Origin of the sequence: Sorangium sp. So ce363, assembly GCF_051520435.1 — a bacterium.
GTDB classification, from domain to species: Bacteria; Myxococcota_A; Polyangia; order Polyangiales; family Polyangiaceae; genus Sorangium; species Sorangium cellulosum_B.
The window spans coordinates 9,685,779-9,700,635 of sequence record NZ_CP150333.1 but is presented as its reverse complement, the minus strand read 5'-3'; the positions used below and the strand labels follow the sequence as shown (position 1 = coordinate 9,700,635).

General features: G+C 72.2%; 3 protein-coding genes. All 3 read right to left on the bottom strand.

The features are described from left to right. Positions 1-42: 42 nt before the first annotated feature. Positions 43-870: an FkbM family methyltransferase gene (locus tag WMF12_RS36385; RefSeq protein WP_437852608.1), complete on the bottom strand. Its 828-nt coding sequence runs from the start codon at positions 868-870 to the stop codon at positions 43-45. Between the two features lie 65 nt (positions 871-935). Continuing rightward, positions 936-9,398 (bottom strand): amino acid adenylation domain-containing protein, encoded by an 8,463-nt coding sequence (locus WMF12_RS36380; RefSeq protein ID WP_437852606.1) that lies wholly within the window; start codon positions 9,396-9,398, stop codon positions 936-938. Positions 9,399-9,436: 38 nt separating this feature from the next. Continuing rightward, positions 9,437-14,854: an SDR family NAD(P)-dependent oxidoreductase gene (locus WMF12_RS36375; protein ID WP_437852604.1), complete on the bottom strand. Its 5,418-nt coding sequence runs from the start codon at positions 14,852-14,854 to the stop codon at positions 9,437-9,439. Positions 14,855-14,857 lie beyond the last annotated feature (3 nt).

The following is a 14,857-nucleotide window of genomic DNA, read 5'->3' as shown; positions in this document are numbered from 1 at the left end:
GGGGAGCCGCCGAGCGCCCCGCGGCCGGCGCTCCCCCGCATTCTACCGGTATCCCGCCATGGTGATGATCACGTCCTCGGGGCAGATCTGGTCGGTCTCCACCTCGAACCCGTGATCGCGCAGCATCCGCCGGACGCGCTCGCCTCTCCCGCCGAAGTCGTGCAGCTCGAGGACGACCGCCCGGATCCTCCCCCAGTCGCCGGGGCGAATGCCTTCCAGCACGTCGATCTCGGCCTTCTCGACGTCGATCTTGAGCAGGTCGATCTGCCCGATCTGCTCCCGTTCGATGAGCTCGGACAGCGTCGCGAGCTCGCATTCCACGCGCCTCATGCCGCGCCTCATCCACCAGCCGTGACAGTCAATGAGCAGCGAGTTCACCGCGCGCGGGAGGTGCTTCATGTAGGCCGGCAGATCCGCGTGGTGCTTCTCCCGGATCCGTTCGTCGTAGATGGCTGCGAGCGTGGCTTCTTTGTCGTCGCTCGCCATCATGTCGTACATGCTCGAGATGGCGCCCTGGCGTGGAGCGTAGTGGAACGTCGCTGTGCCCGCTGTCCGACCCAGGCCCGCGCGGTGCAGGCGCACGCGCTCCGATCCGGACGATCTCAGGTTCATCCGGAGGAGCTCGAAGGTCTCGGGGATCGGCTCGAAGCAGTGGATCCGCGCCCGTCCGCCGGTGCGCTTCAGCACCTCGAGCGCGAAGAGGCCGATGTTCGCGCCGACGTCGATCACGGTCACCTCTCCGCTGGCCAGGAGGCTCTGCACGCGAGGCCTGAAGTAGCCCTGCACCTGGAGATGCAGGGTCCTCGCCATGTCGGGGACGCGATCGTGAACGACCCTCTGATCCGGCAACTGGATTGCGAATGTCTTCATGATGGCTCATCCAAACGTGGTGTGTCCGTCCCTCGCGCCTCCGCGCGCACGCGCGCGGAGGCCGCTCACCCGCACGCGCGCGCGATCGCCCGCAGATCGTCGATGACGGCGCCGGCGACCCGCTGCGCGGTCGCTGGCGCGTGCACGTTCGCGCTGTAGCGCCACCGGAACGTCAGGGCCCCTCCGCGGACGAGGACGTGGCACTCGAACAGGTTGAACCGCAGGTTCGTCGCCGCCTCGTCGTAGCCTGTGGACTCACTCGCCACGCGGAGGATCGAGCCCGGCGCAGGCGGCTCGATGCGCCCCTGGTAATTGAACAGGATCCCCGGTCGCTTCCGGAGCCGTCCGAGCTCCGCGCTGAGCCGGGCGTCGCCTCCCAGGTACTTGAGGAGGTTATAGCCATGGCCCCCGCTCGGTATGTGATCGATCTGCCGGCTCGTCTCGAGCAGCGCCGCGAGGGGCTCTTGCTGGCTCGAGCGCCGGAGCACGAGCACCCGCTCGGCGCTCAGCCAGCCCACCGTGCGCGACGCGTCGAGCTCCGGGTGATGGGGCATCAGATCACGCCCCGAGTTGAGGACCATGATGTCCTGCCAATCGCGGCCCGTCCAGGCGGTCACGCCGCGGAGGACCGCGGCGATGAGCGCGTGCTCCGTGCTCACCCCGAAGCGCGCCGGCAGGTCCCGCAAGATGACCTGGGACTCCTGCTCTGGCAGCGACGCCCAGTGATCGCGGACCGACTCCACGGTATAGAGATGACGCGTCGCCGGATGGTCCGCCGGGAGGAGATCGATCTCGTCCCAGGGCAGCGAGAGCCAGTAGGCGCGTTCGTTCGGCAGGATCTCATCGCTCACCCACCGCTCCAGCGCGCGCGTCCAGCGGCCGGACGAAACGCCCGTGGGCGGCAGGCGGGGCGTGGCCGTCGTCGCGAGCTGATCGTAGATGGATTGCAGATCGAGCGCGGCGATCATCATCGACATCCAGTCGACGACGAGGTGGTGCGCGTTGAGCCACAACCGGCCTCGCCCCTCCTCGTCCCACCGGAAAAACACGATCCGGAACAGCCGCCCGCGCTCGAGCTCGTAGTCGTCCTGCATGCGATCGCAATGCCGCTCGAGCTCGGCCCGGCGCCGATCCTCCGGGACCCTGGACAGATCCACGCAGGCGAACGGCGCCTCGGTCCACGGCACGTCGATCACCTGGCGAACGCCGCTCGGGGCGCGCTCGAAGCGCGCGCGGAGCGCCTCATGGCGGTTTGCGAGGATCAGCGAAGCGCGCGCGAGCCTGTCGAGATCGAGCGGCGCCGCGGCCTCCAGCAGCAGGTTCACGTTCCAGCGCGCCGGGCGGGTGCGCTCGCGGGCCTCCTCCAGATACCAGCGCTGGAGGACGGTGAGCGGCCGCTCCCCATTCTCTGGTTCCACGTCCACCGCCGGGCGGTCCGGGGAGGCGCAAGCGGCCGAAAGGCGCGCGATCGTCTGGTGCTGGAAGAGCTGCCTCGGCGTGACATTGAGCCCTGCCTCCCGCGCCCGCTCGACCAGCGCAATGCCAAGGAGCGAATCCCCTCCGAGCGCGAAGAAATTGTCGTCCACGCCCACCCGATCCAGCTTGAGGACGCCGGCCCAGAGCGCGGCCATCCGGCGCTCTGCCTCCGACGACGGCGCCCGGTAAGCCGCGATGGCCCCCTCGTGGCGCTGCGCGGCGAGCTCGAGGAGCGCCCTCCGATCGACCTTGCCGTTGGCCGTCAGCGGCAGGCGCTCCAGCGCGATCCACGCGCCGGGCACCATGTACTGCGGCAGCCTCGCGGCGACGGCCTCCTCCAGGACGCGAGGCTCGAGCGCGGCGCCCCGCTCCGCCACGTAGCAGGCGACGAGGCGCCTGGCCCCGCTCGGGGTCGACTCCACGCACACCACCGCTTGCTTGATCTCGGGATGCTGCGCCAGCGCGGCCTCGATCTCCCCGAGCTCGATCCGGTTTCCCTGGATCTTCACCTGGAAGTCTTCCCGTCCGATGCACTCGATGTTCCCGTCCGGAAGGAATCGCCCTAGATCGCCTGTCCAGTAGAGCCGCTCGCCCGTCTCCGGGTGCTCGAGGAAGCGCTCCGCGGTCTGCGCAGGATCCCGGTAGTAGCCGCGGGCGAGGCAGATCCCACCGACGTACATGCGGCCGACGACCCAGTCGGGACACGGCCGCATGCGCTCGTCGAGCACGTGGACACGCTGGTTTGGGAGGGGCTTGCCGTAAGGGATGCTCCTCCAGGTCGAATCCACCTCTCCGACGGGATAGAAGATCGACCAGATCGACGTCTCCGTCGGCCCCCCCGCTCCGATGACCCGCGCCCCCGGGCAAGCGCGGCGGATCCGATCGGGCAGGGGCACGGGGATCCAGTCGCCGCTCAGGATGACCCAGCGCAGCGAGGGGCACGCCAGAGGACCGCCGCCGAGGTGCTCGACGAACATCTGCATCAGCGCAGGCACCGAGTTCCAGACGGTGACCCGGTGGGTCTCGATGAGCTGCCGCCAGTGCGCCGGATCCCGCGCCGCCTCGGGCGAGGGGAGGACCAGGGCGCCTCCCGCGCCGAGCAGACCGAACACGTCGTACACCGAGAGATCGAAGTGAGCGGCGGAGAGCGCGAGGGCGCGATCGGAGGGAGAGACCTGGAAGCGCTCGTTGATCTCGAGGATCGTGTTCAGCGGGCCGCGGTGATCGAGCGCCACGCCCTTGGGCTTCCCCGTCGAGCCCGACGTGAACAGCACATAGGCGAGATCGTCCGGCCCCTGGACCGCCGTGACCGGGCTGTCGTCCTCCGGCGCGGACGCGCCGTCGCCGTCGACCGCGATCAGGCGCAGGGCCTCGGGCCAGGCCAGCGAGGAGGCCAGGCGCTCCTGCGTGAGGACGATCTCCACCTGTCCCTGATCCAGGACCGAGCGGATGCGCTCGATGGGCCACTCCGGATCGACGGGCAGGTACGCCGCCCCCGATTTGAGGGCCGCCAAAATCGCGACGATCTGCGCCCACCCCTTCGTCGCGGCCACCGCGACGAGCGCGTTCGGCCGGGCTCCGAGCGCGCGAAGGCGCCGGGCGAGCGCGCTGCTCCTCCGATCGAGCTCTCCGTAGGTGAGCGTCCTCTCGGGGCTGATGACCGCCGGCGCAGCGGGCTGCAGCGCCGCTTGCCGCATGAACCCGCTGTGCAGGAGATCGCTCGAGACCTCACGGGTGGTGCTGTTGACGCCGGCGCGGACAGCGCGCTGCCGCTCCGGGAGCTCGATGGCCGCCGCGCTGGTCCAGGGCGCGCCGTCCCGGGAGAGGCGCCTCAGGAGCGCCTCGTACGCCTCCAGGAGATCCGCCGCGAGGCCTTCAGGGAGCAGATCGTCGGCGGCGCCGAAGCTCAGCATGAAGCCACCCTGGTCCTGCTGGATCTCGTGCTCGATGCAGGGAGCCTGCGCGCCTGGTCCTCCTCCCTCGGGTCGGAAGGGCCCAGCGACGTGCAGCCTGACGGCCGTCGCGCCGGGGTGACGCACGGCTTCGTCCGGCGCTCGTGTTCCGGGCGCGGCGAGCGCGATGGCCTCGTCGAAGGCCCGGACGAGGTCGACGAATGGCGCCTCGCCGCCGCGGCTCACCTCGATCTGCCCGCTCCCGGCGCCGATGGAGACGGACAGCATTCCGTTCGCCGGCTCGCCCGGCGCGCCGACCACGACGGCCAGCGGCGACGTGCTCCACGCGGCGACCGCCTGCGCGAAGGCGGCGGCGACGGCCGCGCCCGGGGCCGCGCCGAGGAGCGCAGCGCGCGCCTCGAGCCCGCGGACGAGCCCGGCGTCGACGCGCCGGGCGTGGCGGACGAGCCGAGGAGGCTGCCCCGCGAGGTCGCTCCGCACGAACGGGAGAGCGGGCGCCGAGAGCGCCCGGCGCGCGGCCGCCGCTGTCGCGGGTCCGAGCGCCTCGCCGCGGAGGAGCGCCGAGACCCTCTTGTCGGGCTCACGCGCCGCCTCGGCGAGGAGGCGCTGGAGGAGCTCGGCGTGGCGCGCGATCGTCGCCTCGCCGAACAGCGCCGTGTCGTACTCGATATGGCCGCTCAGGGTCGCTCCGTCGTGCTGCATCGACAGGGTGATGTCGTACTGCGACGTCCCCGGATCGAGCTCGATCGGCGTCACCCGCGCCCGCCCCAGCGCGACCGGCGCGGGCACCTTGGGCTGGAAGGCGAACATCACCTGGAACAGCGGAGTCCGGCCGAGGTCTCGCTCCGGTCGAACGGCGTTGACGAGCCGCTCGAAGGGGATGTCGGCGTGCGCGAACACGCGCACCGCCGTGCCGCGCACTCGCGCGAGGAGCGCGCTGAAGGGCGGGTCGTCCCCGAGGTCGCCGCGGAAGACAAGGGTGTTCACGAAGCACCCGATGACGTCCTCGAGCTCGCGGTGATCACGCCCCGCGATCGGCGTCCCGACGAGGAGGTCCGCCTGCCCGCTGAGCCGGTGGAGCAGCCCGAGGAACCCGGCCATCAGGACCATGAACGGCGTCGCGCCGCGCGCGCGGCCGAGCTCCTCGACGGCCTCGGTCAGCGCTCGCGAGAAGCGGAAGTGGTGCCGCGCCCCCTGATACCGCTTCTCCGCAGGGCGAGGGTGATCCGTCGGGAGATCGAGCGTTTGACTGGCCCCCGCGAGCTCGGCCTTCCAGAAGGCGATCTCCTCGCCCCGCGCCGCCTCGTCCCAGCGCTGCCGCTCGTGGACCGCGTGGTCGCCGTGCTGGACGGGGAGCGGCTCCCAGCGCGGGCGCTCGCCCGCCGAGATCGCTCCATAGGCGGCGGCGAGCTCGCGCACGAAGATCTCGTGCGACCAGCCGTCCGTCACGATGTGGTGCATCGCGAACGCGAACAGGTATCGCTCGTCGTCGATCTGCGCGAGCTCGGCCCGGACCAGGGGGCCTCTGGCCAGGTCGAACGGGCGTCCGGCCATCCGCCGCAGCCGCGCGAGCGCCGTCGCCTCGCGCGCGTCCCGAGCGAGCGCCCGGTGATCGATCTCCTCGAAGTCGAGCTGCGCTGACGGCTGGACGATCTGGACGGGAGCCCCGTCCACGACGCGGAACACGGTGCGGAGAGCCTCGTGCCGCTCGATGACGGCGTGGATCGCGCGCTCCAGGGAGCGCACGCACAAGGGCCCCGCGATCTCGGCCGCACCTCCGACGTTGTAGGCCCCTGTCCCGGGCGCCAGCCGGTCCAGGAACCAGAGCCGCCTCTGCGCGTACGACAGCGGGATCACCCCGCCCGGGTCGCGCCGGCGCAGCGCCGGACGCTCCGACGGGCGCGCGAGCTGCTCGATCCGCTGCGCCAGATCGGCGAGCGCCGGCGTGTCGAACAGCCACCGGAGCGGCACCTCGGCGCCGGCGCGCTCGCGGATGCGGGAGACGGCGCGCATCGCGAGCAGCGAATGGCCCCCGAGCTCGAAGAAATGGTCGGTCCTGCCCGGCGCGCGCCCGAGGAGCTCTTCCCAGACAGCGGCCACGAGCCTCTCCATCTCGGTCGCCGGCTCCTGCCGATCGCGCGCCGGCCCGCGCTCCAGCGCGTCAAGGCCCGGGAGCGCATTACGGTCGATCTTGCCGTTCGGCGTCTGCGGCAGCCGGGGCAGCTCGACGAAGCGCGCCGGGAGCATGGCTTCGGGCAAGAACGCGCGCGCGTGCGTCCGGAGCGCCTCGGGGCTCACCGGCCCGGCCGCGGGCACGTAATAGGCCACGAGCACCGCCTCGCCCACCGCGTCCCGGTGCGCCGCGCAGACGCATTCCCTGACGCCGGGGTGGCGCGCCACGGTCGCCTCGATCTCGCCGAGCTCGACGCGGAAGCCGCGGATCTTCACCTGATGATCGATCCGGCCGAGGAACTCGATCCGCCCGTCGTGCGTGATCCGCGCCAGGTCGCCGGTGCGGTACATCCGCGCGCCCGGCGCCGGCGAGAACGGGTCTTCCACGAACCGCTCCCGGGTCAGGTCAGGCCGGCCGTGATACCCGCGGGCCAGGCCCGCTCCGCCGATGTACAGCTCCCCGGCCACGCCGATCGGGAGCCGCTCGCGCCGCTCGTCCAGGAGGTAGATGCGCGTGTTGGCGATCGGGGATCCCAGGGTGATCCTGTCCGGATCGTCGACGCGCGCCGCGGCGGACCACACGGTCGTCTCCGTCGGGCCGTACAGGTTCCAGAGGCAGCCGGCGCGCGCGCCGATCTCCCGGGCGAGGTCCGGCGGCAGCGCCTCCCCGCCTGCCAGCGCGCGGAGCTGCGGGCTGCCCGTCCACCCCGCCGCGAGCAGGAGGCGCCACGTGCTCGGCGTCGCCTGCATCACCGTCGCCCCCGAGCTCTCCAGCGCGCGCAGGAGAGCGGCGCCGTCCCGCGCTTCGGCGGCGGACACGAGGACCGTCTTTCCGCCGACGCTCAGCGGCAAAAACAGCTCCAGGACGGAGATATCGAAGGACGCCGTGGTCACCGACAGCAGCACGTCGCCGGCGTCGAGGCCGGGGCTTTCCCGCATCGCCTCAAGGAAATTCACGACGCTGCGGTGCTCGACCTGCACGCCTTTGGGGTGCCCGGTCGAGCCCGACGTATAAATGATGTAGGCGAGGTTCCGGCTGCAGGGCGGCGCCGCGAGTGGCTCCTCGGCCAGGCCGGAATCTGCCGAGAGATCCTCGAAGAACGCCGTCCGTTGCGGCTCGCCGGCGAGCGGGAGCTGCAGCGCGCGCTGCGTGAGCAGGACGGCGGCCCCGACGTCGCGCAGGATATAGGCGATGCGCTCGCCCGGCAGCGCGGGATCCAGGGGCACGTAGGCGCCGCCCGATCTCAGGATCGCGAGCAGCCCGATGACGAGATCGATCGAGCGATCCATGCAGATCGCCACCGGGACGTCCGGGCCGACGCCCATCGCGCGCAGCCGGCGCGCGAGGCGGGCCGAGGCGCGGTCGAGCTCTCCGTACGTGATCTCGCCCTCACCGAACGAGAGCGCGACGCGCTCGGGATGGCGCCGCACCTGCCGCTCGAAGAGCTCGTGGACGCAGAGCTCCTCGGGAAACGGTCGCTCTGTCCGGTTCCATTGCTCGAGGCGCAGCGCGTCGTCCTCGTGCACGACCGGCAGGTGGAGCACGCGCGTGTCGGGGCGCGCGGCCGCCGCGCGCAGGAGCGCTTCATAGCTCCTGAGCATCCGCTCCGCCGTGTCGCTGCGGAACAGGTCGGTGTCGTACTCCAGATCGAGCCGGAGGCCCTGCGGGCGGTCCCAGGCCTCGACGGTCCAGTCGAACTTCGACGTCGTCACCGGCACCTCGATCGGCTCGAGCGTGAGCCCCGTGAAGGCCGGCAGATCGGCCGCCGCGGTCTGCAGGATGAACAGGGTCTGGAACAGCGCCGCGTGGGACGTGCTCCGCTCGGGCTGCAGCGCCTCCACGAGCAGCTCGAACGGCAGATCGTCGTGCGCGAAGGCGTCGAGCGCGCCGCGCTTCGTGCGGCGGAGCAGCTCGACGAAGCTGGGGTTGTCCGAGAGGTCGGCGCGGAGCGCGAGGTTGTTGACGAACATCCCGGCGAGCGGCTCGATCTCCCGCCGCGTCCGCCCGGCGACGGGCGACCCGACGACGACGTCGAGCTTCTGCGTGACGCGACAGAGGAGGATCTGGTACGCGGCGAGGAGCGCCATGAAGAGGGTGACGCCCTCCCGCTGGCACAGCGCCTTCACCGCCGCGCTGAGCCGCGGTGACAGCGTGAGCGACGCCTTCGCCCCCCGGTGCGCCTGCGAGGCCGGGCGCGGCCGGTCCAGCGGAAGCTCGAGGAGCGCCGGCGCGCCGCGCAGCCGCTCCTTCCAGTACGCGAGCGCTCGTTGAAGGCGCTCCTGGCTCCACTGGCTCCGCTGCCAGACGGCGTGATCGCCATACCGGACGGGCAGCTCGGTCAGCCGCGGGGCGCGGCCCGCCACCAGCTCATTGTAGAGCGCGCCGAGGTCCCGGAGCAGCACGCCCCAGCTCCAGTGGTCGCTGGCGATATGGTGAGTCGCCATGAGCAGGACGTGCTCCTCTGCGGCCAGGCGAAAGAGGGCTGTCCGGAGGAGGTCGCCTCGCTCCAGGACGAAGGGCGCATGGGCGATCTCTGCGCACCGGAGGGCGAGCTCGCGCTCGCGGGCCGCCGGATCCATCGTGGAGAGATCCGTGACCGCCACGGCGACGCCGGACGGCGGTAGCACCTCCTGGTAGGCCTCCTCGGCGTCCTCGCCGAAGCGCGTCCGCAAGATCTCGTGCCGCTCCACGAGCAGCGAGATCGCCCGCTCGAGCGCGGCCGCGTCGAGCGCGCCCCGGAGCCGCGCGGCCCCGTGGAGGTTGTAGGCAGGGCTGTCCGGCGCGTACCGGTACAGGAACCAGAGCCGCTGCTGCGCGAACGACAGGGGGAACCTCGACCGCGTCCCGGTCCGCTGCGGCCCCGCCGCCGCGCCGCCTCCGGACGGGCGTTGTCCCTTCAGCTTCGCGACGAGTGCCTTGAGCTCCTGGGACGACAGGCCTTTGATCCGCTGCTCTAGCTCGCTCACCTCGACGCTCCTCTCCCAGGTTCCGGCGCGTTCACGGCTCAGGACGGCTCGCCGGGCGCGTCCGCGTCTGTCATCGACTCGAGCATCGCGAGGCGCTCGGCGAGCGCGCTCGTGATCTTCTCGGCGAGCCGGGCGACGGTCGCCCCCTCGAACATGTCCTGCTTCGGCAGATCGACGTCGAACGCGTCCTTGATCCGCGAGAGGATCTGGATCGCCAGGAGCGAGTGGCCGCCGAGGCTGAAGAACTCGTCGTGGATGCCGATCGGCCGCCGGCCGAGCAGCTCCTCCCACTGCGAGCACACCACGCGCTCTATCTCGTCGCGAGGCCGCTCGTCGTCGCCGAGGGGTCGCCGCGGGCTCGCGGAGGGCTCCCGCCGGGCGCGGCGCTGCTGCTCGGCGAGGGCCGGGAAGTCGCGCGGCGAGACCACGATCTGCTCGGGCCCGGTGAGCGCGAGGATCTGCTCGATGGCCTTCATCCCGTCCTCCGGGTCGATGCCGCGCGACATCCTGTGCGACGGCGTGGTGAGGGCGGCTCCGGCGCCGCCGTGGACGCGCTGGAGGACAAAGCGGGTGACGTCGGCGATGACCCGCCCCTGCTCGTCGAGCAGGGTGACGTCCGCGGAGAGAACACGGCCAGGCTCGGTCTCCTCCCGGCGCAGGCGAACATGGCTGAACAGCCGCGTTGGAGTCGGCGCCAGGCAGGCCACGCGGCCGTACCCCGCGGGGAGGTAGATCCCTCGAGGGTCGAGCACGGCGGTCACCGAGGTGGCCACGTCGAGCAGCGCCGGATGCAGACCGTACACGGACAGGTCCTCCGCGAACTCCGGGCGAAGACGGAGCTCGGCGAGCGCCTCGTCCTCCCCGACATGGAGCGATTCGATGCAGTCCCAGCGAGGTCCCCACCGGAGCAAGCCGCTCGCGTTGACGGCCTCGAAGAGCTGCCGCGCGGCCGCAGGGCGGCAGCGCCGCCGGATCGACTCGACCGGCGCGTGCTCGCGCGTCTCGTCGAGCGCGGGTATCCAGGTGCCTGACGCGAGCCGCTCCCTGGCCCCGGCGGGGCCCGGTGCGAAGATCGAGAATTCGGTCCGCGTCCCGCTCCGCTCGCTCTCGAGACAGACGTCCTGCGGCGCCCCGTCCTCCACGCGGCAGGGCGCATGGAAGCGGACCTCGTGCAGCTCGACGGCGCCCATCCCCGCGAGCGTGGCCGCGGCCCGCGCCATCTCGATCAGGGTCGTGCCGGAGACCAGCCCGGCGCGCTGCGTCCGGTGCTCCGCGACAGGCCAGTCGCGCGCGAGGCTGAACCGCTTGTGGAACACCCGCGGCCCGGTCGCCGCGCCGTCGACCCGGTCGATCAGCGGGTGGCGGCCCCGGAGGCTCGACCTAGGCCCAGGCGGCAAGGGCCCTGGCGGGGTGATCCCGGCCCGCGCCGCCATCCCGATCTGCTCCCAGCCGTCCCAGGCGACGGCGAAGCTCGGGTTGCCGGTCGCGCTCTGGTGCGCCCCGGCGAAGGCGTCGAGGTACGCGTTCGCGGCGGCGTAATCCGCCTGTCCAATCGCCCCGAGATGGGACAACGTCGATGAGAACAGCACGAGGAACGGCTGCTCTCGCTCCTGCCCGAGCTGGTCGGCGAGGTTCCGTGTCCCGGTGGTCTTCGGCGACAGCACCCGGCAGATCTCCTCGTTCGTCCGCGTCTGGAGCGGACCGGCGCCCGGAACCCCGGCGCCGTGGAAGATCCCGTCGACGCGCCCGAAGCGGGCCCTCGCCTCGGCGAAAACGCGCGCCACGTCCTGCGGCTCGGCCACGTCCCCGGCGGCGACGACGAGCTCTGCGCCCTGCGCCTCCATCCGCCCGAGCGCCTCGAGGATCTCGGCGGTCGCGGCCAGCGCCCCGTCGCGCTCCCGGTAGCTCGGCCACTCCGATCGCGGCGGGAGCGGCGTCCTCCCCATCAGCACGAGCTTCGCCGACCAGGCGCGCGCGAGGTGCTCGGCAAGGCGCAGCCCGATCCCACCGAAGGCGCCCGTGATCAGGTAGACGCCCCCGCGCCGCAGGCGCGACGCTTCCGCGGCCGGTGATGGAGGGAGGATCGCCTGGAACGCGGGCACCCAGCGCTGCTGCGCGCGCAGCAGCACGAGGTCGTGCTCCGGCTCGCCCGCGAGCTCCCGGAAGACGGCCCGCGCCCACGACGTGGTGGTCTCCCCGTCCCGCGGCGGGATCACATCGACGGCGCGACAGCGGACGCCGGCGAGCTCGTTGCCCAGGCTGCGGCAGAGGCCGACGAGCGCGGCATGGTCCGGCGAAGGGGTCGTCTCGCCGGCGATCGCGTGGGCTCCCCCGGTCACGATCGCGAGCTCGATCCCCGCCCCTGGCGGCGCGGCGCCGAGGCTCCGCGAGACGGCGCACACGCTGAGCAAGCCCCTCCGCAGGAGCTCTTCAGCGCCCTCGCCCGGCCTCCCCAGCGCGCTCCACAGGTGGACGATGCGCCGGGGAAAGACGCCTTGCCCGTCGAGGGTCGAGAATAGCGCCCGGAGATCCTCCTCGCTGTCAGGGCGCAGGACGAAACCGAGGTCGCCCGACGCAGCGAACGCCGGCCCGGGGCGGGCGGTGATCACGCGAGCGCCCGAGCCGCGGATGTGCGCCTCGAGCGCGCCCGCGCCCTCGTCTGCGTCGGTGAAGAGCAGCCACGGCGCCTCGTTCGCTGGCTGGGATACCGGGGCGGCCTCGTGGAGACGAGACCAGCGGAGCCGGAACAGCCGCGCTCCTCCGGTGCCCTCCGCGCCCTCGGGAGCCGCGGTCTCCGTCGCGCTCGCGGACGGCTCTGGCAGGCCGTCCTCGACCGCGTGGCGCCTCCGCTCGAAGGGGTAGGTCGGCAACGGGACGCGGCGCGCCCGGGCGTCCGGGAATACCGCCTGCCAGCGCAGGTCGGCGCCGCGCGCCCACAGCTCGCCGGCCGCCTCGAGCAGCACGCGCCGGCCCTTCCCGGCGTCGCCCGGCCCGGGCATCAGCGGAACGGCCGCGCTCTCCGCGTTCCCCCCGAGCCCCGCGCGCACGAGCGAGCACAGCGTCGAGCCGGGCCCGACCTCCACGAACAGATGCGGTCCCTCGCCCTCGAGCGCCGCCTTGACGCCGTCGCCGAAGCGGACCGCGCGCCGCAGGTGGTCAGCCCAGTACTGGGCGCTCCGCGCCATCGAGCCCGTCATCCACCCGCCGGTGACGTTGGAGAGGAGGGGAATCCGGGGCTCCCGCAGCGTGATCCCCGCCATGACCCTGCGGAACTCGTCCAGGATCGGCTCGGTCGCGGCGGAGTGGAAGGCGTGGGAGGTCTGGAGCCGGCGTCCCTTGATCCCGCGCGCGCCGAGCTGCGCCTCGTACCTCGCGATGGCCGCCTCGGGGCCGGAGACGACGCACAGCTCGGGCCCGTTCACCGCGGCGAGCGACAGCGCTTGTGGCAGGCTCTCGAGCGCCGCCCCCTCGGACAGCGGCACCGCGAGCATCGCCCCGCGCGGCAGCGACTGCATCAACCTCGCGCGCACCGCGACCGCCCGGAGCCCGTCCTCGAGCGAGAACACCCCCGCGACGCAGGCCGCCACGAGCTCGCCGACGCTGTGCCCGAGGAGCGCCTCGGCGCGCACGCCCCACGACTCCTCGAGCAGCCGCGCCGCGGCGTACTCGACGGCGAACAACGCCGGCTGAGCGATCTCCGTCTCCCGGAGCTCCTCGGCCGGGCCATCGAACAGCAGCGCTCTCAGATCGCGGCCAAGGAGCGGGCGGAGCCGCTCGGCGCACTCGTCCAGGGTCTCCCGGAAGACGGCGTGCTCCTCGTACAGCGGCCGGCCCATTCCGGGGTGCTGGCTCCCCTGTCCGGTGAACAGCATCACCACGCCGGCGGCGCCCGTCCGCGCCCCTCGCCCCGGTCTGGGCGCGCGCAGCCGCGCGACGGCGTCGGGCGACGACGACGCGACGACGAAATCACGGTGCGAGAACCTCCGCCTCCCCTCGAGCAGCGTGAACGCCGCGTCTCGCAAGGAGATCTCCGGGTGCCCCTCGAGGTGCTCCGCGAGGCGCGATCGCATCGCTGCCAGGGCCGCCTCGCTCCGGGCCGACAGCGCCAGGATCTCGCTCTCTCCGCCGGGGGTCGGGTGATAGGCCGGCCCTTCCTGGAGGACGGCGTGCACGTTCGCCCCCCCGATCCCGAACGAGCTCACGCCGGCTCGCCGAGGGCCGTTGTCCCTCGGCCAGGCGCGGAGCTCCGTGTTCACGTAAAAAGGGGACCTGTCGAGATCGATCTCCGCGTTGGGCCGCTGGTAGTGGAGCGTGGCCGGGATCTGCGCGTGCCGGAGCGCCAGCACCGTCTTGATGAGCCCGACGATGCCGGCCGCCGTGTTCGAGTGGCCCACGTTCCCTTTCACCGATCCGAGGGCGCACCGGCGGAGCGGGGCGGCGGCGCGCCGGAAGGCCTGCTCCAGGGCGCGGACCTCGATGGGGTCGCCCAGCGACGTGCCGGTCCCGTGCGCCTCGACATAATCGATGGTGTCCGCTCGGACGCCGGCCACCTCGTGCGCCATCACGATCACCGAGGCTTGCCCGTCGACGCTCGGGGCGGTGTACCCGACCTTGGCGGAGCCGTCGTTGTTCGTCGCGGACCCGAGGACGATCGCGTGGATGAAATCGCCTTGCTCTATCGCGTCCTCGAGCCGCCTCAGCACGACGACCCCGACCGCGTCGCCGAACACGGTCCCCGCGGCGTCGGCGTCGAAAGGACGGCAGTGGCCATCGGGAGACGTGGGCCCGCCCTTCTCGTAGAAGTACCCGCGCCGCTCCGGGAACATCACCGACGCCGCGCCCGCGATCGCCATGTCGCACTCGACGGCGCGCAGGCTCTGGCATGCTTGATGGACCGCCGCGAGACCGGTGGAGCAGGCCGTCTGGACGCTGATGCTCGGGCCCTTGAGGTTGAGTTTGTACGCGACGCGCGTCGTCAGATAGTCCTTGTCGCTCGCGATCAGGAGCTGCATCGCCTCGGAGGACTCGAACTTCTGGAGCAGCGCGCGGTGGTGCGAGAGGAGATACGAGTTCATCTTGGCGCCGGCGAAGACGCCTATCCAGCCGGGGAACCGCTCGGCGTCGTAACCTGCGTCCTCGAGCGCCTCGTACGCGCACTCGAGGAACAGCCGCTGCTGCGGATCGATCCACTGCGCCTCCCGCTCGCTGTATCCGAAGAAGTCGGCGTCGAACCACTCCGGCCTGTCGAGGCCAGGTCGCGCCTTGACGTAGCCCGGATCCCTCACCTGGGCGCGAGGGACCCCGGCGGCGATCAGCTCCTCTTCCGTGAAGCGGGCGATGGACTCCCTGCCATCGCGCAGGTTCCTCCAGAACGCCTCCGGATCGTTCGCCTGCGGGAACCGCCCGCTCAGCCCGACGATCGCGATGGCATCGCGCAGATCTTCGAGGTCCTGCATCGC